A 22,937-nucleotide genomic window follows, 5' to 3' on the forward strand; every position below is an offset into this window, starting at 1 on the left:
ATGTCGGGCAAACAGCCGGTCGAGGTTCTGCTACGCCCAGCGGTGGAGCTATACACCGTCGCGGCGTGTGCAGGCGCCGCGTTTCTGTGCCTGGTGGCCCCATGGTCGCTCGCGCTGAGCCCGGCCATGGGCATCGGCAGCGCCTTGGCGTTCGGCGCCTACGGCGCGATCCGCTACCGCGATGCCCGCATCATCCTGCGCTACCGGCGCAACATCCGCCGTCTGCCGCGTTACGTGATGACCAGCAAGGACGTGCCGGTCAGCCAGCAGCGCCTATTCGTGGGGCGCGGCTTTCTCTGGGAGCAGAAGCACACGCATCGGCTGATGCAGACGTACCGGCCCGAGTTCCGCCGCTACGTCGAGCCGACGCCGGCCTACCGGCTGACCAGGCGCCTGGAGGAACGGCTGGAATTCGCGCCATTGCCGCTCTCGCGCCTGCCGAAGCTCACCGGCTGGGACGCGCCTTTCAACCCCGTGCGCCCGTTGCCGCCTGTCGGCGGCCTGCCAAGGCTGCACGGCATCGAGCCCGACGAAGTGGACGTCAGCCTGCCGCTGGGCGAGCGCGTCGGGCACTCGCTGGTGCTGGGCACCACGCGGGTGGGCAAGACGCGCCTGGCCGAGTTGTTCGTCACGCAGGACATCCGCCGCAGGAATGCTGCCGGCGAGCATGAGGTCGTCATCGTCATCGACCCCAAGGGGGATGCCGATCTCTTGAAACGGATGTACGTCGAAGCCCAGCGCGCTGGCCGCGAAGGCGAGTTCTACATCTTCCACTTGGGCTGGCCGGAAATCAGCGCCCGCTACAACGCCGTGGGCCGCTTCGGTCGGATCTCGGAAGTGGCGACACGCATCGCGGGGCAGCTCTCCGGCGAAGGCAACAGCGCGGCGTTCCGCGAGTTCGCATGGCGCTTCGTGAACATCATCGCCCGCGCCCTGGTGGAACTGGGGCAGCGCCCGGACTACATGCTGATCCAGCGCCACGTCATCAACATCGACGCGCTGTTCATTGAGTACGCCCAGCACTACTTTGCCAAGACGGAGCCCAAGGCCTGGGAGGTGATCGTCCAGATCGAGGCCAAGCTCAACGAGAAGAACATCCCAAGGAACATGATCGGGCGCGAGAAGCGTGTGGTGGCGCTGGAGCAATACCTCTCCCAGGCGCGCAACTACGACCCTGTGCTCGATGGCCTGCGCTCGGCGGTGCGCTACGACAAGACCTACTTCGACAAGATCGTTGCATCGCTGCTGCCGCTGCTGGAAAAGCTCACGAGCGGCAAGATCGCCCAGCTCCTGGCGCCGAACTACTCCGACCTGGCCGACCCGCGCCCGATCTTCGACTGGATGCAGGTCATCCGAAAGCGGGCCATCGTCTATGTGGGTCTGGATGCGTTGTCTGACGCCGAGGTCGCCGCAGCGGTCGGCAATTCGATGTTCTCTGACCTGGTTTCGGTGGCCGGACACATCTACAAGCACGGAATCGACGATGGCCTGCCCGGCGCAGTGGCTGGCGCTCGCGTGCCGATCAACGTGCACGCGGACGAATTCAATGAACTGATGGGCGATGAATTCATCCCGCTCATCAACAAGGGCGGCGGTGCCGGCCTGCAAGTCACGGCGTACACGCAGACGCTCTCGGACATCGAGGCCCGCATCGGAAATCGCGCGAAGGCCGGCCAAGTGATCGGGAATTTCAACAATTTATTCATGTTGCGCGTGCGCGAGACGGCCACCGCGGAACTGCTGACGAGGCAGTTGCCGAAGGTCGAGGTCTATACAACCACCATCGTCTCGGGCGCGACGGACAGCTCAGACATCCGCGGCGCGACGGATTTCACGTCGAACACCCAGGACCGCATCAGCATGGCCAGCGTGCCGATGATCGAGCCGTCACACGTCGTCGGCCTGCCCAAGGGCCAGTGCTTCGCGCTGCTGCAGGGCGGCCAGCTCTGGAAGGTGCGTATGCCGCTGCCGGCGCCGGACCCGGATGAAGTGATGCCGGCGGACCTGCAGCAACTGGCCGGGTACATGCGCCAGAGCTACAGCGAGGCCACGCAGTGGTGGGAGTTCACCAGCTCGTCGGCCTTGCAGGATGCGGCCTTGCCCGACGACCTGCTGGACGATGCCGCTGCGGCCGAGCCCGGCGCGGTGGCCACCGGCGCCGACGATGGCGCGGGCAACGAGGCCGTGCCATGAAGGATGCCGCCTCGACCGCGCAGCGGGAGCAGAACCATCGCCAAGGCTTGATCGTCGGCACCATCACCTTACCGTTCCGGCTGCTCGGGGTGCTCATTGGCTCGCTGCTGTTCTCGATCGTGGTGGAGTGCGCCGGCATGCACCTGTTCTGGAAGGACCAGGGCTGGCGCCACTCCCAGCAGATGCTGCGGTACGAACTCGGGCACCTGTCCAACCACTTCACGCGCAGCGTGGTGGTACAGGAGCCCGGGCGCACGGCGCACGAGTTGGTGGATACCGGGTACGAGTGGGTGTTCGTGCGCTCGGGGTTGCTGGAGCGCATGAGCCAGACCGCCGAGCGCGTCCGCGCGCCCAGCCACGGGCAGAGCCGCAACTTCCGCTACTACATCAGCCAAGTCTATGTCTGGGCCGAAAGCTACCTGATCGCTGCGGCCTTCACGACGCTCACCTTCCTGGTGCGCCTGCTGGTCCTGGTGCTCACGCTGCCGCTGATCCTCACGGCGGCATTCGTCGGCCTGATTGACGGCCTGGTGCGACGGGATGTGCGCCGGTTCGGCGCGGGCCGCGAATCCGGCTTCATCTACCACCGCGCGAAGGCCAGCCTGATGCCGTTGGCCGTGCTGCCTTGGGCCACCTATCTCGCTCTGCCCATATCGGTGCATCCTCTGGTCATCCTGCTGCCCAGCGCGGCGTTGCTGGGGATGGCAGTCAGCCTGACCGCAGGCAGCTTCAAGAAGTACTTATGAGGTGACACGGGCGGCACGGCTCTGCAAAGCCGTGTGCCGTTCATCGGTTCTGCAGGGTATCAAGAGCAGCATCCAACGCCGTAACCGCCTCGACGACCGTTCTTACCGTCGCCCGATCAAACTCATGATCGCGCTGAGCGTCGTGCACACCGCTATTGAGGTAACCCCATTCAATACTCGTACCGCTGACATTGAGCAGCCGGACCAACGCCCCTACGGCATCCGGCGCACCCGCATGTTGCGCCGCGATACGCTCGACGGCCGACCGCAACTTGGTGCATTTATTGTTCAGCTCCCAAGGCGCGCGGGGCCCGCTCAGCTTGATGTCGATCCGGCCGTCCGCCCGCCGACCCAGCCACGTCCACAGGCGGTCCGTCAGACTCTCCAGCGCCGGCCGGGCCTGACGCAGTGCCTCGCGTTTCTCGTCAGCCGCCAACGCCTGCTGGGCCAGAAGAACATAGTTCTTCGCTGGCGGGTCGCTGTCGACCCGCAGTTCGTGCTCTCCCTGATGCGGGAGAAACTTGTAGCGCTTAATGGCCGCGGCGCGGCGCACGCCCAACTCCTGCTGGATGCGGTGCAGGAACTCCTCTGCGTGCGAGGTGAGGATAACCTGCTTGCCGTGGAGCAAACCGTCCTCGAAGAAGGTACGCCAGATGCCATCGCGATGGTCGTCGTCGATCGCGTTGACGACGTCATCGAATATGACCACGGGGCAGCCCTGCGCGAGGTTCTTGGCAAGCAGAATCGCCAGGCCCAGGCATTTGATGTGCCCTTCGCTGAAGACGATCAACGCGTCGTAGCGCGCGCCCGGCTCGCCGGCGAACTCCACCTCGATCTTGCCGTTCTCGGCCACGGGCAACCACAGCGCGTGCAGCAGATCGCCGGGCGGATCGGCCCGGTTGAATGCGTTGTAGAGATGGCGGGCTTGGTCTCCCAGCCCCTGTAGCAGAACCCCCGGCAGAGCGGTCAGGTATGCCTGAATCTCGGGCAGGAAACCGTCGTAGGCGGCCTTGACCCGCTGATGGTGCACCACCACCGGCATTTCGTCCGTGGCCGCCTGGATCAGGCCGCGGTTCGCGTCGTCGAATTGGGCCACGGTTTGGCGGGCGGCCGCCAGCTCCTGATCCGCAGTCGTGCGCATGGTCCGCAGCCGTTCGATCTCCAGCTGATGCTGTTGCAGGCGGTCCCGCTCCTGGGCCATCGCGCCGCGCTGGGCATTCACGTCGCGCGCCTGCGCGTCGAAGCCTTCGATGATCTGTGCGATCCGTAAGAGGGCTTGCCAGGCGCGCTGGTCCCCATTCACCCCGCCGCCGAGCCAATTGCCCGCCGACGTGGGAGGCAGCAGTGGCAGGCCCGCGGCCTGCGATTCGGCAGGACAAGCGACCCCAGCCGCCGCCACCACGCGGCGCATTTCGTCACACAGCGCTCGGACCGCCTCGCTCAACTGTGTCCGATGCCCGGCCTCCTGCTGCTGCAGGACGGCCAGTTGCGCGAGCTGCTCCAGGCCCATTCGCGCCCTGGCGAACGGGTCCTGCGCCACGGCGGCCAGTTCGGTTCCACATGCCGGACACGCGGTCGCCCCGTCCGCCAACGCTTGCACGGCCTCGTAGAGCTTCGCGTACGACACCTCGCCGGCGCGGGCCGCGAGTTGCGCGGAAGACGCTTGCCACAGTCCCTGGACGCGGTAGGCCTCTGCCAGCAACGCTTGCAGGCGGGCCTGGGTCACCTCGTGAATGGCAGGCGGGTTGGCGTCCAGCTGAGCCTGGACATACGGTAGCCGTCCTTGCTGCTGCGGCGTACCCAGCAGCCAGTCCACGCAGGTTTGATAGGTCGCGCCAGGTGACATGCGCTGCGCCAAAGCTTGTTCCAGGCCCTCGACCGCTGCGATCTTCTGCGGGTAGGCGGCGATGGTCTGTTCGGAGTTCGCCAACTGCAGGCGACGCTGCGCCAGCTGCGCCGCCTGCACGCCGGCAAGCATCAGGTCCTGATCGAGCGAGGGGTTGAAGCCGCGCACGAACTCGCTGAACTGGTCCACGCCGAACAGGGTGGCGATGAGCTGGCGCTGATCGCTCGGGGTCCGCGCGGCGATTCGGGCGAAATCGTCGAGGCGGTTCTTCTCGATGAAGCAGAAGCGATACTCAGCTTCGTCGGGCTGGACGGCCTGCGCCTCGCCCGCCGCCGTAGACGACAGGACTGGCGCGATGTGGCGGCGCAGGCGAGCGTTGTTGCAGTACGTCCGCTGGTCGACCCGCTTGGCCTGCGCTTCGCTGATCGAACCGAGCATCGCCACTTCCAAGGCTTCGCAGAAGCTGCTCTTGCCGGTGCCGTTGGCACCGTAGACCAAGGTGATGTCATGGCTGAGGTCGAACGTCTCCTGCCGCATGAATCCTCGAAACGGCCCGACTTCGAGCTGGTGCAGTCGCCCGAGCGCCGGCCCGTTTTCGGGGCCGCGCGCGTCCCCGTCGTAGGCGACAGGCATCTGCGCCAGATGCGCGATGGCCAGCGGCGCCAAGCGCGTGGAGCGCCCCCGGCGTGCAGCACCGACCTCGGCCAGTGGCTGCAGGTGATCGAGCACCAGGTGCGCCAGCCGGCGCACGTCGTCGTGCACGTGCCGCTGCGTCAAGTGCGCCAGGAACCGGTGGTACTCCGAACGTATGCTTGCCACAGCGACCCCTCACTTGGTCAACCACTGACCGTAAGCCTCCACATCGATCATGGGGACCGTTCCACTGAACTGAAGCTGCGCGATCAGCTTGAAAAGAAACGCGGTCGCCGGCTTGTTTTCGTTGGTGTAGCTGTACGCGCCGCTGGCTTGGTCATAGAAAAAGTGCCCGTGGGCGGCAACGCATCCGATGTCCAGACGCCCCTCGGTGAGGTTTGCGTTCAGCGCCTTGTCCATGGATGGGCCCAATGCAGGACTCCATTCGCTCTCGAAGGTGAGCAAGCCACCCAGAATCGGAATCAACGGCTTCGCTGGGTAGGTCCCGCCAGCGTGCGGGATCGGCAGGCTCGTGCGGTGCAGCCTGCGCACACTGGCGACCTTCTCCTGGGCATAGGCCACAAGCCCCGCGTCAGCCGTCTGCTTGGCCTCGAACACGGCGTACACGCTTTCGGCTGGAATGATCGTCTCGTTCTCGTAGGTGAAGATAAAAGGCGAATATTGCCGATCAAACACCACCACATCGATCTGCTGGCTGAAGTTCCCCAGGCTGTCCACCACATGCGCCTTCGCCGCCTGGTACCGTTTGGGCAGATAGGTATCCAGCATGTCGATCCAGACGTTCTCGCTCGCATCCCCCTTCGTACCCGGGTGACCGAAGGTCTTGCGTACTACGGACAAGCGCTGCTGGATGTCTTCATGCAGGGACGACAGGAGCTGGGAAAGCGACCACTGGGACATGCTGTACCTCGATGGGACGTGTATGGAAGCCGATGGAATCAGGACAGTGGGAACTTGGGGCCAAACAGTGCGCGCCAGGCGCGAAGCGCTTCGATATTGCGACCACGACGCGCGTGGTCGATGGCGATGCTTGCGTCCTGGCTCGCCTGGAACAGCAGCTGCTGCGCGCGCTGCTTGCGCGCGGCATCCATATCGTTGCTGATCGCCGGGCCAAGTCCGGCGGGATCCGGCCACTCGTCATGAACACGATCGGCAAGCGTGGCAAAGAACGACTGGATCTCGCGATCGAACGATCCTCCCCAGCCGCCGTAAAGACACTCAAGGGCCATTACCTCGATCAGGAACGAGGGCTTCACCGGCTTCTGATCGCCGTGCTTGGGATTGTTGTTCCAGTACTTCACCATGCGCACGAGACCTTTCCACTCATTGCCATAGGCTTGGTGCGCTGCGGTCGCCTTGTCCTTATGGATCTCCGGGTCCGTCTTGATCCACTTTCCGGACGCCGTATCGGGGATCTCATACTGGTCGCCGGTGTCGAATGCGGGCACCGCATCCACGCTGACCACCCGGTAGTCCGTGTTGTCCTCCGCGTCGATGTGAACACCGAAATCCACGTTGATCGAGCGCGCCTGTTTGCGCACGGCCGCCGAACCGTATTTCTCCACCAATGCAGAGTGGAAATCATCCAGCACTACCGATGCGGCCTTGCCGTGGTAATGCTTCTCCGAGTCCTTCAGCACGAAGAAGATGTCGATATCCTTGAGCGGCTTCGTCTTCGTGTATCGAGCATAGGACCCGGTCAGGAAGCTGCGCGCAATGCCGAACTTGGTCTGCAGGTAGTCCCGCACTTCGTTCTGGCGTTGCGAGGCATTCTTCTGTTCGCGTTCGTTGAGTTCCAGACGCGACTTGAACTTGCGAAAAGCTTCATCGATCGACAGCATCAGCGTTGCCTCCAATATCCGGCCTGACCCGCCAGGCCGCTGTGTTCGACAGTCGAGCCTAGGCTCTGCTTGACCATTCCATCCGTCGAGCGATAACTTCCTTTGCTCCACCCCTCCACATCAGGCCGCCCTGGCTTTGTATCGAGCATTAACTTGTACTTGGCCTGCGATGGCAGCAGCCCAGCTTTCTTGATCGCGTACTTCAACTGCTCGGTATCCGTCCAGAAGCTGCCGTCGCCATCGGACCACCCATACACGATGTCGATATCCCATCGGGTCACGAGTTTGTCGGTTGCCGGGTTGTAGATCTCCAGAATCACCTTGCGCAGATCACCGGTCCCGAGCCACGTCTTGATGGCTCGGGTATTGCTCTCCCAGCGATCCGCGAAGTGCTCGGGGTCCAGCCCACTGAGCAGGATGATGTCTTTCAAGCTCTTGAGGATGTTGTCGGTCACATAGGTAACCGAGTGCGTGTACGAGTAGGTGGCGACGGTGCTCATGACTTGAGGAAACCTCCGAGGTCGAGCGACAGCGCTTGTCCAGCATCGGCCTGCGCCTGCGTGGCAATTCCTTGGCTCAAGTCCCGTGCAATGATGCGAGAACTGTGCTTTTTGAGCGCGGTTTGCACCCAGCCGAGCTGCTCCTTCGGACACGGCAGCGAGACTCCCCAGTCTCCCTTCAACGGCTCGAACCCCAAGACTTCTTCGTTGGCATCATCACCATCGATCGCGTCTTCGTCGAAGAGGCAGTAGATCCTGGTCCGTGGTCCATCGCATGTCGCAACGATGGGCGCGCTCTTGGGTGCCTGGTCGGCGATCAAGCTGGCGGCCACGCCCGCCACGGCCCTGAGTTCAGAGCGAGCCGTGCCGTCCTTGCCCTGAGTGAGCAGTTCGACAATGGCATCCCACGTCTGCAACGCATCGCGGTGCGGCGAGCTGCGAAACGTCCGGCTGACAACGGTGGTCATTTTTGCTTCCCTCCTTGAAGGCGCATTTGCGTTGCCTGTCGTATCGCACTGCGCAGGTGCTCTACGGAAAGCTTGTTCGGATCGATAGCCACTTGCGGGTCGGCCGCGAGGGCGTTGGCTACGACCTTGCGAATGGCCCGACCATCCAATCCGACGCACTCGCCAGCGCACGCGTCGAACTGGTGAGCCGAGGAAAGCTTGCCAATCCCCGGAAATGTCTTTGCCAGGCCATTCAGGCAGTCCACCAGGATCTGCTTGCAGGCATCCTTGCCGGGCAGTGGCACCTCCATCACCATGTCGCAACGAGATAGGAAGGCACTGTCGACGGCCTGTGGGAAGTTGCTGGTGGCCACGAACAGCAGATGCGGGTTGCGTTCGGCCAACATGTCCAACTGCACCAACACCGCGTCGGTGGCCCGGTGCACATCAACCGGGTTGGCTTCCAGGCTGAGCTTGGCTCGATCAGCCGCAAGCGTTTCGACCTCGTCCAGAAGGACGATCGTCGGGCCCGCCGCTGCGGATTCTGCGATCGATTGCGAGAACAGGTCTGCCACGGCGCGTTGAGTCTTTCCCATTGCAGAGCTCGTCAGCGTGTGAGGCTCTACTTCCAGCAATCGAAACTTCGCAGAAGAAAAAGATTCGGCCACACGATGCGCCAAGCCCCGTGCCAAGGAGGTCTTCCCAGTCCCCGGCGGGCCGACCAACAAGATCACGCCGTGCAGGGGGAGTACCGTGCGCTCCACCTTGGGGCGCACCGTGAAGTTGACGATCGCCTGTGACAGCAACTGCTTCTTGAGAGCTTCGTCCATGACGATGGAATCCCACAGGGCGCCCAGCGACGTGTCCGGCAGCTTCCAGCTTCGATGGATGCCTTTCGGCAAAGTGGCGTCTGATGAAGGATTCTTGGTCATCCGTGGCTCTCGGCGGGTCAGAGAATGGTGCGATAGGTCGCCAGCACCTTGGTCGTTTGCACAAGGCCCTGGCGCAGCAGGATTTCGAGATAGCGGTCCACCTCGATCGGCGGATGCTTGAGTTGGGCACGCTGGCGCTGCGCAGCCGACACCACGGCGGCCGCGTCCAGATCCAGTAGGTTGTCCACAAACTCATCGGGGTGCTGCGATTCGATGCCGTACGGAGCCAGCAGATCGTTCGGGAAATCCCGTTCGTTGAACGTCACAATCACGCTCGCACCGCAGCGAATCGCCGCAGCCAGGACGTGCCGGTCGTCCGGATCGGGCAATGTCAGGCCTGCCACGAGCGCTTCGTAGCCCTCCACCAAGCCGTCCGGAATTGCCCGGTCCATGAGATCCGACGTCCTGTCGACCTGAACCCGGGTGAGATCGGGGCGGTTGATCAACAGGTTGCGTTTCCACTCCTCATGAATGGCTTGGCTCCACCGCGCCCGGAAGCGGCCAGACAGGCCGAGCCACATCAGGAAATCCCGCAGTGGCGCGGGATATAGAACGCACGCGTCGTAGACGGCGGTGAATGGGGAATGCCTCATTCGTATCCCATTCCCAACTCTTGCGACTGCTGAGCGAGTTCGGCCATCGCCTGCTCACTGGCGCGCTCGCGCGCTTCCTTGTACTGCATCAGATCGGCGAACCTCACCCTGCGGTGCTTGCCGGTGCGATGAAATGCCAACACCCCATCTTCGAGCAGCTTGACGAAATGGGGACGGGACACGTTGAGCAAGTCCGCCGCCTCTTGGGTCGTCAGCTCTGCATGGACGGGCACCACCTTTACTGCATTGCCATCGGCCAACTCGGCCAGGATGTCGACCAGCAGGCGTAAAGCCGAGGTAGGCAGTTCCACCTGATGAGCCTGTTTGTGGTCATCAAAGATCTGGATGTGCTGCGTCTCGAACTGGGTTGCGAGGTAAGCCGCCAAGGCACGTTGACCCTGGACGGCTGCCTTCACCTCTCCCGCGGCGGGAAGGGTCATCTTGGATTGGGCAGTGGCGGTGGTCATGGGTAGCTCCTAAGCGAAAACGGTTGCAGAGCCGATCATATTCGAAATACTCGAAAAACGCAATAATCGAAGCGCGACCCGTGCTTTTGTAGGTTCGCTCGCAGCATGCCCAATCCGGTCGTCCGCCAGTTCCTATTGTTTGCGGCCTGAAACAGCCCTGATCTCCACGATCAACCCATTGCTGATCACACAGGAATGGCGCGATGGTGGCTTCGATCTGGCTGCGCGCCGCGCATCGCGGCGTGCCCACTTGTTTCGTGACGGCCCTCGTGCTGGGCCAGTCCCCGATGGCATTGGCCGAGTCCCCGGCGCAGCGCCAGGAGTTGGTCGCCGCGCTGCGCCAGCTCGACGCGCTGGAACGCACCGTCGCGGACAGCGCCGCGCATGCCCCCATCCAGCCGGGCGAGCGCTACCACTTCGATTACCCACGGCTGCTGGCTGACCTGGCGCGCGTGCGCGCCGGCATCCAGTTCCACCTGACGCCATCACGCGCTCAGCCGCGCGACCCCTCCGAACTGGCCGGCGACTACCGCACCGAGCGGGCCGCTTCGCCATCGCCGAAGACGACTGCGGAGGGCGAGCAATGAACGGCGCCCAGGTCTCGGCATTTCAAGCCAACAGCGGTATCGCGCCTTCCGCGATGGCGACCGTCCTGGTCGGCGTCGTGTTCGCGGTCCTGCTCGTGTGGGGCGTCTGGGCCATCCGAACGGCCTATGTGGGGTGGTCCGAGAGCCGCCTCAACCAGCGCCAGTTCCTCGGCGTCTGCATCCGCTTCGTCGCGATGTACCTCGTCCTGAGTTTCTTCCTCCTGTCCTGACATGAAAGGCCCGACCATGCACAACCGCAACCTCACTTCCCGTTTTGCCCAGCGCGCCGCCGTGGCCCTGGGCGCCGCCGCGCTGCCCGCACTGTCGTTCGCGCAAGGTCTGCCGCAGTTGGAGAACCCGACGCGCGGCACCGGCAACGGCATCATGGAGACCATCCGCAACTACGGCTACGACATCATCATGCTCGTGGCCCTGCTGGTGGTGGCGTCGATGTTCATCGGCGTCTGCTACCACGCCTACGGCACCTACGCGGAGATCCACACCGGCCGCAAGACGTGGGGCCAATTCGGCCTCACGGTCGCCATCGGCGCCGTGCTGCTCGTGATCGGCATCTGGCTGCTCACCGAAGCCACCGGCATCCTGTAAGCGAGGCCGGTATGTCCGAGCAGCAGCACGTCCGTGCGGACGGGACGGTCACGTTCCTTCCGCACCGGCTCAACCGCCATCCCGTGGTCGTGCGCGGCCTCACCGCCGACGAGCTGTGGATCTGCTGCGGCCTGTCCGGCGCGGCCGGCCTGCTGGTCGGCGCGCCGCTTTCGTGGGTGTTCCGCACGATCGCCATCGCACCGACGTTCGTTGTCCTGGGCGTGGCCTTGGGCGTGTTCATCGGCGGCGGCATCCTGCGCCGCCTCAAGCGTGGGCGCCCCGACACCTGGCTGTATCGACAGTTGCAGTGGCGCATCGCAACGCGCCATCCGCTGATGGCCGGCTGGGTGGGCGGCCACGTGCTGATCTCGCGCTCGGGCTTCTGGTCCACCCGCAGGAGCATGCGATGAGCCGCTTCAAGAACGAGATCGCCCACCTGCAGGCGCACATCAAGACCTTGCGCCTGGGCGCGGGCGCGCTGGTCATTGTCGCCCTGGTCATGGGCGGCGGCTGGTGGAGCGCGCCGCGCGACCTGACCATCCACGTCCCGCCCGACCTGCGCTCTGGCAGTACCCGCAAGTGGTGGGAAGTGCCGCCCGAATCGGTCTATGCGTTCACGTTCTACGTGTTCCAGACGCTGAACCGCTGGCCGACCAATGGCGAAGAAGACTACTCGCGCAACCTCCATACGCTCTCGCCGTACCTCACCCCGTCCTGCCAGGCCTTCCTGCGGGCGGACTATGACTACCGCCGCTCCACGGGCGAGCTGCGTCAGCGCGTGCGCGGCATCTACGAGATTCCCGGCCGCGGCTATGGCGACGACCCCACGGCGCGCGTGCGCACCGTATCCGATCGCGACTGGGTGGTGACGCTGGACATCACGGCGGACGAGTACTACGGCGCCGAGCAGGTCAAACGCGCCCTGGTGCGCTATCCGATCAAGGTCACGCGGGTGGACGTCGATCCCGCCCGCAACCCGTTCGGCCTGGCGCTGGACTGCTACGAAGGCGCGCCCCAGCGCATCAGTGCACCGGAGCCGGCGCGCCCGGCGCCGAGTGACCTGAATCCGCAAGCGCCTCAAGGAGGAAACACCCCATGAAGCATCCTGTACTCGCGCTGCTGGGGCTACTGGCCGTGGCCGCGGCACCCGTCGCCCAGGCGGTGGAGATCCTGCGTTGGGAACGCATGCCACTGGCAGTGCCGCTGAAGGTCGGTCAGGAACGCATCGTATTCATCGACCGGAACGTGCGCGTGGGCGTGCCCGCAGGCGTGGGCAAACGCCTGCGCGTGCAGAGTGCGGGCGGCGCGGTGTACCTGCGTGCCAGCGAGCCGATCGAGCCCACGCGGTTGCAACTGCAGGACGCCGACACGGGCGCGCTGATCCTGCTGGACATCGCAGCCGAACCGCCCAAGGACGGGGAAGCCGAGCTGGAGCCGGTGCGCATCGTCGAGGGTGACAGCGCACCGGGACGCTATGGCGAGCAGGCCGACAGTGCCGAGGCCCCGGCACGCGCCCAGGGCCAGGCAGGTGCGCGGACCGCGCGGCGCGAAACTCCGGTCCCTGTCGTGCTGACGCGCTTCGCCGCGCAGAACCTCTACGCACCGCTGCGCACCGTCGAGCCGCTTCCGGGCGTCATGCGGGTCAACCTTCCCCGCGACCTCGACCTGGACACACTGATGCCAACGCTGCCGGTGCGCGCGGCCGTGCTCGCGTCGTGGCGCCTGGAAGACCAATGGGTGACTGCCGTGCGCCTCACCAACACCGGCGCCGACTGGGTCGCGCTCGACCCGCGCGTGCTGCAAGGCGATTTCCTCACCGCCACCTTCCAGCACGAGGCGCTGGGCCCGCGCGGCACGACCGAGGACACGACCGTGCTGTACCTGGTCACGCGCGGCCGCGGCCTCGCGCAGTCGCTGCTGCCGGCGATTCACCGCTTCGACCCTGCCGTGCATCTGCCGCAGCCGGACGGCGACGAGAACGCCAAGGAGGCCCGCCATGCGCAGTAACGGCCTGCTCAAGTGGCTGATGATCCCTGTCGCCATCCTGGTGCTGTTCGCCGGTATCCGGCTGTTCTCGGGTGGAGGCGGCACGGCGCCACCCGCGGCGGACAACGGCGCCCAGCTCACGCCCGAGGAAATGAAGGCGCTGGGCATCGAAGGCGACACCCCGCGCGACACCGTGGCGACGCTCGTTGCCCAAGTGAAGCAGTTGCGCACCGAGCTTCAGACCGCGCTCTCGGACAACAAGTCGCAGCGTGAAGAGAACCAGCGGCTGCGCCAGCGCGAGAACTCCATCGACCAGCGCATCAACTCGGCGCTCGAATCCGAGCGGTCCAACCTGCGCCGCGACCAAGAGCAGGCGGCCAGCGCGCGCCAGCAGACCGAAGGGCTGCTCGCCGACCTGCAGCGGCGCCTGGACAGCATCGGCGGGCGCGGCGGCGGCCATGCGGACCTGCCCGTGGGCCTGGGGCTGCAGGGCGGCGACGAGGCCGGCATGGAGGGCGGCGTGCGGTGGGTCGAGCCGGACGACGCAAAGCCCGCCGAGGGGCGCAACGGGGGGCGTGGCGCGAGCGGCGGCATGAGCTTCCCCACGAGCTTCGGCCCGGCGCAGAGCACGCTCGAAACCACCGCTGAAACCGTGGCCAACGCGGGCGCCCGCGCCGCCGGGGTCAAGAATGCCAAGCCGGTCTATACCGTGCCGACCAACTCGACGCTAATGGGATCGGTGGCGATGACGGCCCTGATCGGCCGCGTGCCGATCGACGGCACGGTCAACGATCCCTATCCGTTCAAAGTTCTGGTCGGGCCGGACAACCTGACCGCCAATGGCATCGACATTCCCGACGTGGCCGGCGCCGTGTTCAGCGGCACCGCCTCGGGCGACTGGACGCTCTCGTGCGTGCGAGGTCAGGTGCGCAGCATCACGTTCGTCTTCAACGACGGCACGATTCGCACGATCCCCGAAGACCGCGAGGGCAACCAGCAGAACAACCAACAGCGCGACGGCTTGGGCTGGATCAGCGATCCCCACGGCATTCCTTGCGTCAGCGGCGAGCGGCGCAGCAACGCCCAGCAATACCTCGGCTCGCAGGCCCTAATCACCGCGGCCGGTGCCGGTGTGGCCTCGCTCATCGAGAGTGGCAGCGGCCGCATGTCCTATGTCGGCTCGGACGGCTCCATCGGCACCGTGGGCATCACCGGCCAAGAAGCGGTCGGCCAGATTCTCGCGGGCGGTGTCCGGGACATGTCGGCCTGGGTCAACAAGCTCTACGGCCAAGCCTTCGCCGCCGTCTATGTCCAACCCGGCGCCAAGGTTGCCGTCCACCTCGAAAAGCCGCTCGCCATCGACTTCGATCCCGAAGGCCGCAAGGTCGATCACCGCGCAGGAGAAAGCCATGCCCTTGAACTTGACTAACCTGGCCCGTGGCCTAGCACTGGCCCTCGCCGTCGCGGTGCTCGCCGGCTGCGCCACCAGCAAGGAAAAGCTGTTGACCCACGGTGACCGCACGATGATGGACATCTGGCAGCAGGAGGCCGGCGACGGCGGTGGCGCAGCCGGACGGAACGCCGGCCGCCAGTTGCTCGATGCGCGCCAGAGCCTGCGTCGGCCCCTGACCGACGCCGACGTGCAGGCCGCACCTGTCGAGCAGATGCGCTACACGCGCACCGCGCGCAATGAGGTTCACCGCCAGTTCCAGCGTCTGCCCAATCCCGATCTCGTGATGTACGTGTACCCGCACCTGGCCGGCACCGACCCCGTTCCCGTGCCGGGCTACACGACGGTTTTCCCCTTGTACCAGCGCGTGCAGTACGCGATGCCTGGCGAGAGGACGGAGGACTACTGATGCGGTGGAAACTTCCATGGCCGAAGCTGGCTGCCGTCAGCGCCGAAGACACCGCCGCCGACGAGCAGCCGGACGGCTGGCAGCGCCACGTCGAGGCCTTGCAGCAAGCCGGCATCCCCGAACCCGGCGCCGCGGTCCAGGGCCGCAAGCCGGCGACCGTGGCCGACGAGCAGGCGCTGTACGACGTCGCACCGTCCTTCGTGGAACTGCTGCCCTGGGTGGAGTTCTTGCCCGAGTCGAAATCGATGCTCCTGGAGGACGGCCAATCGGTGGCCGCCTTCTACGAGCTGGTGCCGCTGGGCACCGAAGGCCGGGAACCCGGCTGGCTCGCGCATGCCCGCGACGCCCTGGAAAACGCGCTTCAGGACAGCTTCGATGAACTGGACGAGAACCCGTGGGTGCTCCAGCTCTATGCCCAGGACGAACCGAGCTTCGACCAGTACATGCAGACCTTGCGCGATTACGTGCAGCCACGTGCGCGCGGCTCGGCGTTCACCGAGTTCTACCTGCGCTTCTTCGGCCACCACCTGCGCGCTGTGGCCAAGCCCGGCGGCCTGTTCGAGGACACGGTGGTCACGCGGCTGCGCTGGCGCGGCCAGACGCGGCGCGTGCGCATGGTGGTGTACCGCCGCGCGAGCGGACAGGGACAGGCAAACCGCCGCGGCCAGACACCCGAGCAGATGCTGGGCATCGTCTGCGACCGCCTGTGCGGCGGCCTGGCGAACGCCGGCATCCAGGCCCGGCGCATGGTCGCGGCCGACGTCCACGACTGGCTGCTGCGGTGGTTCAACCCGCGCCCCACGCTGCTCGGGCCTGGGGTGGAGGACCGGGAGCGCTTCTACGCGTTGGCGCGCTATCCGGACAGTACCGAGGAAAGCGAGGCCGGCGAGATCGAGCTGGCGAGCGGGCGGGATTTCAGCCAGCGGCTGTTCTTTGGGCAGCCGCGCTCGGACGTGGCGCAAGGGGCCTGGTACTTCGACGGCATGCCGCACCGCGTGCTGATCACCGACCGGCTGCGCATGCCGCCCGGCACCGGGCACCTGACCGGCGAGACCCGCAAGGGGGACGCGATCAACACGCTGTTCGACCAGATGCCCGAGGACACCTTGATGTGTCTCACCATGGTGGCCACGCCGCAGGACGTCCTCGAATCGGACCTCAACCATCTGGCGAAGAAAGCTGTGGGCGAGACGCTGGCGTCGGAGCAGACGCTCAAGGACGTGCATGAAGCCCGCTCCCTGATCGGCAGCGCGCACAAGCTCTACCGGGGCACTCTGGCGTTCTACCTACGCGGGCGCGACGAGGCGGAACTGGATCGGCGCGGCCTGGACCTCGCGAACGTGATGCTCAACGCCGGCCTGCAGCCGGTGCGCGAGGACGACGAGGTGGCGCCGCTCAACAGCTACCTGCGCTGGCTGCCGTGCTGCTACAACCCCGGCAAGGACCGGCGCCGGTGGTACACGCAACTGATGTTCGCCCAGCACGCGGCGAACCTGTCGCCAGTATGGGGCCGCGCCCAGGGCACGGGGCATCCCGGCATCACGATGTTCAATCGCGGCGGCGGCCCGATTACGTTCGACCCCTTGAACAGGTTGGATCGGCAGATGAATGCCCATCTGTTTCTATTTGGCCCCACCGGCTCGGGGAAGTCCGCCACGCTCAACAACCTGCTGAACCAGGTGACGGCCATCTACCGGCCGCGGCTTTTCATCGTGGAAGCCGGCAACAGCTTCGGCCTGTTCAGCGACTTCGCCAGGCGCCTGGGCCTGACCGTGAACCGGGTCAAGCTGGCCCCCGGATCGGGCATCAGCCTGGCGCCGTTCGCCGACGCACGCCGGCTGATCGAAACGCCCAGCGACGTACAGACGCTCGATGCCGACGCGCTGGACGAAGACCTGCCCCCCGATGCCTCGGCCATGGAAGCGGACGAGCAGCGCGACGTGCTGGGCGAACTGGAGATCACAGCGCGGCTGATGATCACGGGCGGCGAAGACAAGGAAGAAGCGCGGATGACGCGGGCCGACCGCTCGCTGATCCGCCAGTGCATCCTCGACGCCGCCGAACATTGCGTGGCCGAAAAGCGCACCGTGCTCACGCGCGACGTGCGCAACGCGCTGCGCGCCCGTGGCCAGGACCCGACGCTGCCCGAGATGCGGCGCGTGCGGCTGCTGGAGATGGCGGACGCGATGGACATGTTCTGCCAAGGCACGGACGGCGAGATGTTCGACCGTGACGGCACGCCGTGGCCCGAGGCCGACATCACGCTGGTCGATCTGGCGACCTATGCCCGCGAGGGCTACAACGCGCAGCTCTCCATCGCCTACATCAGCCTGATCAGCACGGTGAACAACATCGCCGAGCGCGACCAGTACCTGGGCCGGCCGATCGTCAACGTGACCGACGAAGGTCACATCATCACCAAGAACCCGCTGCTCGCGCCCTATGTCGTGAAAATTACAAAAATGTGGCGCAAGTTGGGCGCCTGGTTCTGGCTGGCGACGCAAAACATCGACGATCTGCCGCGCGCCGCAGAGCCCATGCTCAACATGATCGAGTGGTGGGTGTGCCTGTCGATGCCGCCGGACGAAGTGGAGAAGATCGCCAGGTTCCGCGAACTCTCGCCGGCGCAGAAGGCGCTGATGCTCTCCGCACGCAAGGAAGCGGGCAAGTTCACCGAGGGCGTCATCCTCTCCAAGAGCATGGAAGTGCTGTTCCGCGCCGTGCCGCCAAGTCTCTACCTCGCGCTCGCGCAAACCGAGCCCGAGGAGAAGGCAGAACGCTACCAGCTCATGCAGCAGCACGGCGTCAGCGAGCTGGATGCCGCCTTCAAGGTGGCTGAGAAGATCGACCGGGCACGTGGCATCGAGTCGCCGACCCTGGACCTGCCCTGAATCTGCCGTACACCGGAGAACGCCATGGAACAGAAACGCCCATCCATTCCGATGCAGGTACAGGCGTTCCGCCGTCGGCGCTGGAGGCTCAGCTGGCCCTGGGTGTTGGCCGCCGTGCTGGTAGCGCTGCTGCTGATCTGGCTCGTGTCCCGCTATTCTGGCAAGTCCACTCCCCAGACTTCAACGCCGGTCAGCGTGACGCAGGTGGCCGGGCCTCCGTGGCAGATGGGAAATCCGGAAGGGCGTTTCACGCTGACGCTCTACGCGGACCTCGAATGCCCGTTCTGCCGATCCTATTTCCCAGTGCTCAAGCGTTGGGTGGCCGGCAACGCGGACGTGGCCTTGCAATGGCACCACCTCCCGTTGGCCGCGCATGAGCCGGCCGCGTCTGCCGAAGCGAGCCTGGCGGAGTGCGCCGGCGAATCTGGCGGCCATGCCGCCTTCTGGCAGGCTGTCGAGTGGGTCTATGCCCACACGCGCAGCGACGGCCAGGGCTTGCCCGAGGACCTGCGGTACCCCGACCTTACGCCAGCCATCGAGCAGTGTCTGGCGAGCGAACGGCCCGAGGCGCCGATCCGCACCCAGACGGCGGAAGCCACGAGCAGCGGCGTGACCGCCACGCCGTCGCTGCGGCTGCACGATCGCGAAACCGGCAAGGCGATCCTACTGCAGGGTCCGATCGAGGGCGATGCCTTGCTGTCGGCCATGGACATGCTCGCGGCCGGCGATCCCGCCGCCACACCTACTACATCGGAAATGCCTGCCGACGTCGTCGGCGACATGCCCAGGTAGCCCCGGTCTTCAAGGCTACGGCGCAGTCCACTGCGCTGACCGAAACCCGTTCGCCTCGCATCCTGGCCGCGAACGATCACCGCTGCCGCGGTGATGGATGCACCTTGTTCGTTCCCCAGGAGGGCTTGCCCTCCCAGGGCGCGCGCCCTCCGATCTCACCGTCTGGAGGTTCGCCATGTCTTTCGTCGTCAATGACTCCTGCCTGGAGTCGCTTTCCGCCATCGCTGCCCAACACGAGGACTGGATCATCCAGCAAGCCATTGCACTGCTGGAGAAGCGGGTTTTCAAAGCGGGTGCGAAACTCCTCGACCCCACGGCCGTGCGCGACTACCTGCGCGTGAAGCTGGTCGCCGAGCCCAATGAGATATTCGCCGCGGTGTTCCTGGACAGCATGCACCAGGTGCTGGCCTACGAGCCGTTGTTCAGGGGCACGATCAACTCGACTTCGGTCTATCCGCGTGTCGTCGTGCAGCGTGTGCTGGAGTTGAAGGCCGCCGCGGTGGTCTTCGCGCACCAGCACCCCTCGGGCATTTCCGAGCCGTCGAGCGCGGATCGCATGCTGACCCAGCAACTGCAGGCCGCGCTGGCGCTCATCGATGTGCGGGTACTGGACCACATCATCGTCGGCCAGGGTGCCCCGTTCTCCTTTGCGGAGTCCGGCCTGCTGTAAGGGTTGCACTGCTTCGTTGATCAGCGCGGAGGCTTCGGCCTCCGCTTTTTTCTTTGCGGCGACGCAAGCAGGTATGCGGGGTGGCCGCGATGCGCATTGTTTGTTGGGGCCGCCTGGGGTTCGGCGTTTGACTATGGCCCTGATCAACTTCCGGGGCACATGACATGCCAGCAGCTTTTACCCGGTTCGCACCAGGCTGGCGAACCCTTGGCCTGGCCGTGGCGCTGCCGACGTCTCTGGCGGTGTTCAGCCCGGCCACCTTCGCCGCCGACGTGGTGGTCGTCACCGACAGCCGCCACCCGGTCAAGACCATGGGCGGCGAGCGACTGATCGAGTTGGGCGAAACGCCCCGGATCGAGGCCGAGCTTTCCGCGAATCTTCCAGCCGACCCTGAGCGGGCAGCAGCCATCGTCCGGCAACGCCTGAAGCAAGGCGGCACCGATCTTCAGCGCCGCATCGGCACCGCCTACCAGGGCGTCACCGACGCATGGAGTTTGGGTGTCACGACCATCCCGGCCGTCGTGGTGGATCAACGCTTTGTGGTCTATGGCGAGCCGGACGTGGCCCGGGCCGTCGCGCGCATCGAGCAACACCGGAGGACGCAGCCGTGACCCATCGCCCATTCGACCTGCTGCGCCGCCTGCGCGTCGCCGTGGCCTCGCTGCTGCTGATCAGCGCCACGGGCAGCTACGCCTTGAACACCGCCACCATCGTGTCCTCCGTCATGTCGCCGGACTGCCTGGAGTACCGGGTGGTGGGCATCTGCTACTGGCTCTACTGCACCTGGACGGGCTGCACGGTGCGCACATCCACCAAGGTCCGGCACTACGTGCCCGATGCGGTCGTCTCCAGCTACAGCAACACCGGAGAGAACCCCTGGGTCGAGGTGCAGGCGATGAGCACGCCCAACCCATCCGCACAGGCAGGTGGGGATGGGACCACGAACGAAGACCACGACAACAACCTCGCCAAATTCAAGAACAGCGATGTCATCGGCCATCCTGGCGGCGAGGTATTCAACCAGTTCGCATCGTCGTCGGGCTATTTCTGCCAAGGCGCGGGCACGGCCTTCATGCCGTATCTACTCAGCACCCTGGACACGCTGGCTTGGCGCTACAACGTGCCTGAAATGGCCTACCCGGAGGCGTTGATTCCGGGCATGCGCGAGGTCGGTGCGCGCACCACGATGAACCTCTGGGGCAATGTCTATCCGCGCGGCGGCTTCCTGCATCAGACCGATGACTACAAATCCGGGGCCGTCGTGGCCCAGCGCGCCGGTGATGTCGTCACGCGCCGCGGGCAGATCCACGTGTACCAGCCGCTGCTTGCCAACGCCCGCGACGGCTACTGGCCGGCCGGCGCGCTGATGGAGGGTGATGCCTCTACGGGCAAGTGGCAGGAGCTGACGCCGCGCCTGTCCAACACCTGCGTGGTGTTCCCGCACAGCGGCACGCTGACCCAGGCCCAACAAGGCGACTACGCCTGGGCGCTGTGGCGTCCCTATGCGTGCTGCGAACGCCGCGGGCAGGTGTTCCTGGGCAGCGTCGATTTCCTCTGAGGTGCCACGATGAAGCGTCCTGAATCGATGAACCTTTCCGCCAAGGCGTGCCGCCTGCTGCGCCCGAAGGCGCTGGCCGGCCCGCTCGCTCTGGTCTGCGGCCTGGCGTGGGCGCAGGTCGGATACCAGAACAGCGGCCCCGTCCTCGGCGATGACGTCATGTACTCGATCGGCGGTGGCAGTGCGGTGTCCATGGGCCGCGCGGCCGGCATGCGCTCCATCGGGGTCGGCGTGGGGTGGAACAGCAACCTGATCTGCGGCGACATGAGCATCCAGACCACGCTGCGCAATCAGCTCAACGGCATCACGAACGGCTTTCAGCAGATCATGAGCAACGTGATCCAGAGCGCGACCAGCGCGGTTGCATCGCTGCCGGCGCTGATCATTCAGCGCGCCGATCCGGGCCTGTACAACCTGCTGACCAACGGCGTGCTGCAGGCGCGGCTGGACTTCGACCGCTCCAAGCTGACGTGCCGCGCCATGGCGGAGAAGATGGCCGAGACTGCGGGTGGCCAGCTTGGCTGGAGCCAGATGGCCGAAGGCATGGCCTTGCGTGACGCGGTTGGCAGCAACGATGCCGTGTCGGCCGTCGAGCAGGCCGAGACGCGCCGCGGCAACGACGGCCTTCCCTGGGTGGGCGGCAGCAATGCCGGTGGCGCAGGCCAGTCCGCCATCCGCGTGGTCGGCGACGTCACCCGCGCGGGCTACAACCTGGTCAACGGGCGCGGCGTGACGGACACATCCTCCATCGCGTCCACCAGTTGCGCGAGCCTGTCCTGCCAGACCTGGACGTCGCCGCAGCAGGCGACCGAATGGGCCACCCGGGTCCTCGGGGAACAGGTGCAGCGCACGTGCGATTCCTGCACCAAGACCGAGACGGTGCCCGGCGTCGGGCTGACGCCGCTGATCCAGGAGGAGTACGAAGCCAAGCTGGAAGTCTTGCAGGAACTGGTTTCCGGCGTGCGCAACACCACCTTCGAGAACTTGCGCGAGGCCGGCAGCACGTCGCTGCCGATCACGCGCGGCGTCATCGAGGCGCTGCGCGACGAGCCGGACCAGGACCTGCTGGCGCGGCGCCTCGCGTCCGAGGTGGCGCTTTCGTCGGTGCTGGAGAAGGCACTGCTGCTCCAGCGCACGCTGCTCACCGGCAAGAAAGAGCCCAACGTGGCAGCCAACGAGTTGGCAGTCGAGGCCGTGAACCACGAGAGCGACACGCTCGACCGGGAGATCCGCAACCTCAAGACCGAACTTGAACTGCGGCGCGAGCTGGCGAACAACTCGCCGATGGCCATCATCCAGCGCCATGGCACGCGCGCGGCAGGCTCGCGCGGCATCTATGAGGGCGATCCGGTGCCCGACCGCCTCGACCAGTTGCAGAAGGGCAATCCGGGAGGCCGGCCATGAGCGCGGAGCGCATGGCCTGGCGCCCCTTGCGCTGGCTCATCAGCCGGCGTGCGGCGAAAGCACTGCTGTGGGCGGCCGTGATCGTCGCCGCTGCGGTGGGCGCCAACATCGCCGGCATCTATCTCGTTGGCAGCGTGGCCGGCTGGGAGCGGTGGCTCGCGGCCGCATCGGGCTACTTCTTCGTGTGGCGGTTGTTCCTGTACGGGGCGACGGCCTGCGGCTGGGTCTGGATGCGGCGGCGGCTGCTGGCGCGCGAGGACAGCACGCTGGCCCGACGCCGGCTGATTCGCGCTGAGGTCGCCGGCATTGTTGCCATCGTGGCGCTGGAAGCCAGCCTGTTGATGCAGGCCGCTTGAGGGGATCGAG

The 22,937-nt window shown here is 65.8% G+C and carries 25 protein-coding genes; 17 read left to right on the plus strand and 8 right to left on the minus strand.

Features of this window, described 5'->3' with window-relative positions; translation table 11 throughout:
- Positions 1–2,193 (plus strand): type IV conjugative transfer system coupling protein TraD, encoded by a 2,193-nt coding sequence (traD, locus tag JLDANKMP_RS00975; RefSeq protein WP_003116813.1) that lies wholly within the window; start codon positions 1–3, stop codon positions 2,191–2,193.
- A complete protein-coding gene (locus JLDANKMP_RS00980; RefSeq protein ID WP_003105620.1) occupies positions 2,190–2,939 on the plus strand; it encodes a TIGR03747 family integrating conjugative element membrane protein in 750 nt (249 codons plus the stop codon). Before traD ends, JLDANKMP_RS00980 begins: the two co-directional genes overlap by 4 nt.
- A 40-nt stretch (positions 2,940–2,979) precedes the next feature.
- Here the strand turns inward: JLDANKMP_RS00980 and JLDANKMP_RS00985 are convergent, their stop codons facing one another.
- The 8 genes from JLDANKMP_RS00985 to JLDANKMP_RS01020 are packed head-to-tail and all read right to left on the minus strand — an operon-like array spanning position 2,980 to position 10,218.
- Positions 2,980–5,604, minus strand: coding sequence for an AAA family ATPase (locus tag JLDANKMP_RS00985; RefSeq protein ID WP_003116812.1), 2,625 nt, complete (start codon positions 5,602–5,604; stop codon positions 2,980–2,982).
- Between the two features lie 9 nt (positions 5,605–5,613).
- Complete coding sequence (gene nucC / locus JLDANKMP_RS00990; protein WP_003050273.1) at positions 5,614–6,339, minus strand: CBASS effector endonuclease NucC; 726 nt, start codon at positions 6,337–6,339, stop codon at positions 5,614–5,616.
- Positions 6,340–6,377: 38 nt separating this feature from the next.
- Entirely contained in the window at positions 6,378–7,280 is a 903-nt protein-coding gene (locus JLDANKMP_RS00995) for a CBASS oligonucleotide cyclase (RefSeq protein WP_003105624.1), read from the minus strand.
- Positions 7,280–7,780, minus strand: coding sequence for a type III CBASS phage resistance system CD-NTase-associated protein Cap7 (gene cap7, locus JLDANKMP_RS01000; RefSeq protein ID WP_003090159.1), 501 nt, complete (start codon positions 7,778–7,780; stop codon positions 7,280–7,282). The genes JLDANKMP_RS00995 and cap7 overlap by 1 nt, the downstream gene beginning before the upstream one ends.
- Positions 7,777–8,247 carry a type III CBASS phage resistance system CD-NTase-associated protein Cap8 gene (gene cap8 / locus JLDANKMP_RS01005; protein WP_003105626.1) on the minus strand — a complete coding sequence of 157 codons (471 nt, stop codon included), beginning with the start codon at positions 8,245–8,247 and terminating at the stop codon, positions 7,777–7,779. Before cap8 ends, cap7 begins: the two co-directional genes overlap by 4 nt.
- On the minus strand, positions 8,244–9,158 hold the full coding sequence (locus JLDANKMP_RS01010) for an AAA family ATPase (protein ID WP_003105629.1): 915 nt from the start codon (positions 9,156–9,158) through the stop codon (positions 8,244–8,246). Before JLDANKMP_RS01010 ends, cap8 begins: the two co-directional genes overlap by 4 nt.
- A gap of 17 nt (positions 9,159–9,175) precedes the next feature.
- Positions 9,176–9,751: a PIN domain-containing protein gene (locus JLDANKMP_RS01015; RefSeq protein WP_003109777.1), complete on the minus strand. Its 576-nt coding sequence runs from the start codon at positions 9,749–9,751 to the stop codon at positions 9,176–9,178.
- Positions 9,748–10,218: a helix-turn-helix domain-containing protein gene (locus JLDANKMP_RS01020; protein ID WP_003050245.1), complete on the minus strand. Its 471-nt coding sequence runs from the start codon at positions 10,216–10,218 to the stop codon at positions 9,748–9,750. The genes JLDANKMP_RS01015 and JLDANKMP_RS01020 overlap by 4 nt, the downstream gene beginning before the upstream one ends.
- 203 nt (positions 10,219–10,421) lie before the next feature.
- Between JLDANKMP_RS01020 and JLDANKMP_RS01025 the strand changes: the two genes are divergently transcribed.
- From JLDANKMP_RS01025 to JLDANKMP_RS01095, 15 genes are all read left to right on the plus strand, one after another.
- Positions 10,422–10,805 carry an RAQPRD family integrative conjugative element protein gene (locus tag JLDANKMP_RS01025; RefSeq protein WP_003105635.1) on the plus strand — a complete coding sequence of 128 codons (384 nt, stop codon included), beginning with the start codon at positions 10,422–10,424 and terminating at the stop codon, positions 10,803–10,805.
- The gene (locus tag JLDANKMP_RS01030) at positions 10,802–11,035 is read left to right on the plus strand and encodes a TIGR03758 family integrating conjugative element protein (protein ID WP_003050225.1); all 234 of its coding nucleotides are present in this window, start codon (positions 10,802–10,804) and stop codon (positions 11,033–11,035) included. Before JLDANKMP_RS01025 ends, JLDANKMP_RS01030 begins: the two co-directional genes overlap by 4 nt.
- Positions 11,036–11,051: 16 nt before the next feature.
- Positions 11,052–11,411, plus strand: coding sequence for a TIGR03745 family integrating conjugative element membrane protein (locus tag JLDANKMP_RS01035; protein ID WP_003090173.1), 360 nt, complete (start codon positions 11,052–11,054; stop codon positions 11,409–11,411).
- 11 nt (positions 11,412–11,422) lie between these two features.
- A complete protein-coding gene (locus JLDANKMP_RS01040) occupies positions 11,423–11,821 on the plus strand; it encodes a TIGR03750 family conjugal transfer protein (RefSeq protein WP_003105639.1) in 399 nt (132 codons plus the stop codon).
- The gene (locus JLDANKMP_RS01045) at positions 11,818–12,510 is read left to right on the plus strand and encodes a PFL_4703 family integrating conjugative element protein (protein ID WP_003105641.1); all 693 of its coding nucleotides are present in this window, start codon (positions 11,818–11,820) and stop codon (positions 12,508–12,510) included. The genes JLDANKMP_RS01040 and JLDANKMP_RS01045 overlap by 4 nt, the downstream gene beginning before the upstream one ends.
- Positions 12,507–13,418, plus strand: a complete 912-nt coding sequence (locus JLDANKMP_RS01050) for a TIGR03749 family integrating conjugative element protein (protein WP_003105643.1) — start codon at positions 12,507–12,509, stop codon at positions 13,416–13,418. The genes JLDANKMP_RS01045 and JLDANKMP_RS01050 overlap by 4 nt, the downstream gene beginning before the upstream one ends.
- Positions 13,408–14,826: a TIGR03752 family integrating conjugative element protein gene (locus JLDANKMP_RS01055; protein ID WP_003109776.1), complete on the plus strand. Its 1,419-nt coding sequence runs from the start codon at positions 13,408–13,410 to the stop codon at positions 14,824–14,826. The genes JLDANKMP_RS01050 and JLDANKMP_RS01055 overlap by 11 nt, the downstream gene beginning before the upstream one ends.
- Positions 14,807–15,256 (plus strand): TIGR03751 family conjugal transfer lipoprotein, encoded by a 450-nt coding sequence (locus JLDANKMP_RS01060; RefSeq protein ID WP_003109775.1) that lies wholly within the window; start codon positions 14,807–14,809, stop codon positions 15,254–15,256. The genes JLDANKMP_RS01055 and JLDANKMP_RS01060 overlap by 20 nt, the downstream gene beginning before the upstream one ends.
- A complete protein-coding gene (locus JLDANKMP_RS01065) occupies positions 15,256–18,147 on the plus strand; it encodes a conjugative transfer ATPase (RefSeq protein WP_003105079.1) in 2,892 nt (963 codons plus the stop codon). The genes JLDANKMP_RS01060 and JLDANKMP_RS01065 overlap by 1 nt, the downstream gene beginning before the upstream one ends.
- Positions 18,148–18,171: 24 nt before the next feature.
- Positions 18,172–18,939 (plus strand): thioredoxin domain-containing protein, encoded by a 768-nt coding sequence (locus tag JLDANKMP_RS01070; RefSeq protein ID WP_003090202.1) that lies wholly within the window; start codon positions 18,172–18,174, stop codon positions 18,937–18,939.
- A gap of 175 nt (positions 18,940–19,114) precedes the next feature.
- A complete protein-coding gene (locus JLDANKMP_RS01075; protein WP_003090203.1) occupies positions 19,115–19,609 on the plus strand; it encodes a JAB domain-containing protein in 495 nt (164 codons plus the stop codon).
- Between the two features lie 164 nt (positions 19,610–19,773).
- Positions 19,774–20,220 (plus strand): TIGR03757 family integrating conjugative element protein, encoded by a 447-nt coding sequence (locus JLDANKMP_RS01080; RefSeq protein ID WP_003109772.1) that lies wholly within the window; start codon positions 19,774–19,776, stop codon positions 20,218–20,220.
- Complete coding sequence (locus JLDANKMP_RS01085; RefSeq protein ID WP_003109771.1) at positions 20,217–21,167, plus strand: TIGR03756 family integrating conjugative element protein; 951 nt, start codon at positions 20,217–20,219, stop codon at positions 21,165–21,167. Before JLDANKMP_RS01080 ends, JLDANKMP_RS01085 begins: the two co-directional genes overlap by 4 nt.
- A 9-nt stretch (positions 21,168–21,176) precedes the next feature.
- Positions 21,177–22,571 (plus strand): integrating conjugative element protein, encoded by a 1,395-nt coding sequence (locus JLDANKMP_RS01090; RefSeq protein ID WP_003109770.1) that lies wholly within the window; start codon positions 21,177–21,179, stop codon positions 22,569–22,571.
- A complete protein-coding gene (locus JLDANKMP_RS01095) occupies positions 22,568–22,927 on the plus strand; it encodes a hypothetical protein (RefSeq protein ID WP_003090212.1) in 360 nt (119 codons plus the stop codon). Before JLDANKMP_RS01090 ends, JLDANKMP_RS01095 begins: the two co-directional genes overlap by 4 nt.
- The last annotated feature ends 10 nt before the right edge of the window (positions 22,928–22,937 follow it).

Origin of the sequence: Stenotrophomonas sp. PE591 (assembly GCF_018320795.1) — a bacterium.
Classification (GTDB): Bacteria; Pseudomonadota; Gammaproteobacteria; order Xanthomonadales; family Xanthomonadaceae; genus Stenotrophomonas; species Stenotrophomonas maltophilia.

Coding starts and splice junctions, on each gene's coding strand:
- JLDANKMP_RS01040 (WP_003105639.1), top strand. CDS start 11,423: ATGTCCGAGCAGCAGCACGTCCGTGCGGACGGGACGGTCACGTTCCTT.
- JLDANKMP_RS01060 (WP_003109775.1), top strand. CDS start 14,807: ATGCCCTTGAACTTGACTAACCTGGCCCGTGGCCTAGCACTGGCCCTC.
- JLDANKMP_RS01070 (WP_003090202.1), top strand. CDS start 18,172: ATGGAACAGAAACGCCCATCCATTCCGATGCAGGTACAGGCGTTCCGC.
- nucC (WP_003050273.1), bottom strand. CDS start 6,339: ATGTCCCAGTGGTCGCTTTCCCAGCTCCTGTCGTCCCTGCATGAAGAC.
- JLDANKMP_RS01015 (WP_003109777.1), bottom strand. CDS start 9,751: ATGAGGCATTCCCCATTCACCGCCGTCTACGACGCGTGCGTTCTATAT.
- JLDANKMP_RS01025 (WP_003105635.1), top strand. CDS start 10,422: ATGGTGGCTTCGATCTGGCTGCGCGCCGCGCATCGCGGCGTGCCCACT.
- JLDANKMP_RS00995 (WP_003105624.1), bottom strand. CDS start 7,280: ATGCTGTCGATCGATGAAGCTTTTCGCAAGTTCAAGTCGCGTCTGGAA.
- JLDANKMP_RS01075 (WP_003090203.1), top strand. CDS start 19,115: ATGTCTTTCGTCGTCAATGACTCCTGCCTGGAGTCGCTTTCCGCCATC.
- traD (WP_003116813.1), top strand. CDS start 1: ATGTCGGGCAAACAGCCGGTCGAGGTTCTGCTACGCCCAGCGGTGGAG.
- JLDANKMP_RS01050 (WP_003105643.1), top strand. CDS start 12,507: ATGAAGCATCCTGTACTCGCGCTGCTGGGGCTACTGGCCGTGGCCGCG.
- JLDANKMP_RS01030 (WP_003050225.1), top strand. CDS start 10,802: ATGAACGGCGCCCAGGTCTCGGCATTTCAAGCCAACAGCGGTATCGCG.
- JLDANKMP_RS01055 (WP_003109776.1), top strand. CDS start 13,408: ATGCGCAGTAACGGCCTGCTCAAGTGGCTGATGATCCCTGTCGCCATC.
- JLDANKMP_RS01090 (WP_003109770.1), top strand. CDS start 21,177: ATGAAGCGTCCTGAATCGATGAACCTTTCCGCCAAGGCGTGCCGCCTG.
- JLDANKMP_RS00980 (WP_003105620.1), top strand. CDS start 2,190: ATGAAGGATGCCGCCTCGACCGCGCAGCGGGAGCAGAACCATCGCCAA.
- cap7 (WP_003090159.1), bottom strand. CDS start 7,780: ATGAGCACCGTCGCCACCTACTCGTACACGCACTCGGTTACCTATGTG.
- cap8 (WP_003105626.1), bottom strand. CDS start 8,247: ATGACCACCGTTGTCAGCCGGACGTTTCGCAGCTCGCCGCACCGCGAT.
- JLDANKMP_RS01065 (WP_003105079.1), top strand. CDS start 15,256: ATGCGGTGGAAACTTCCATGGCCGAAGCTGGCTGCCGTCAGCGCCGAA.
- JLDANKMP_RS01095 (WP_003090212.1), top strand. CDS start 22,568: ATGAGCGCGGAGCGCATGGCCTGGCGCCCCTTGCGCTGGCTCATCAGC.
- JLDANKMP_RS01045 (WP_003105641.1), top strand. CDS start 11,818: ATGAGCCGCTTCAAGAACGAGATCGCCCACCTGCAGGCGCACATCAAG.
- JLDANKMP_RS01035 (WP_003090173.1), top strand. CDS start 11,052: ATGCACAACCGCAACCTCACTTCCCGTTTTGCCCAGCGCGCCGCCGTG.
- JLDANKMP_RS01080 (WP_003109772.1), top strand. CDS start 19,774: ATGCCAGCAGCTTTTACCCGGTTCGCACCAGGCTGGCGAACCCTTGGC.
- JLDANKMP_RS01020 (WP_003050245.1), bottom strand. CDS start 10,218: ATGACCACCGCCACTGCCCAATCCAAGATGACCCTTCCCGCCGCGGGA.
- JLDANKMP_RS01010 (WP_003105629.1), bottom strand. CDS start 9,158: ATGACCAAGAATCCTTCATCAGACGCCACTTTGCCGAAAGGCATCCAT.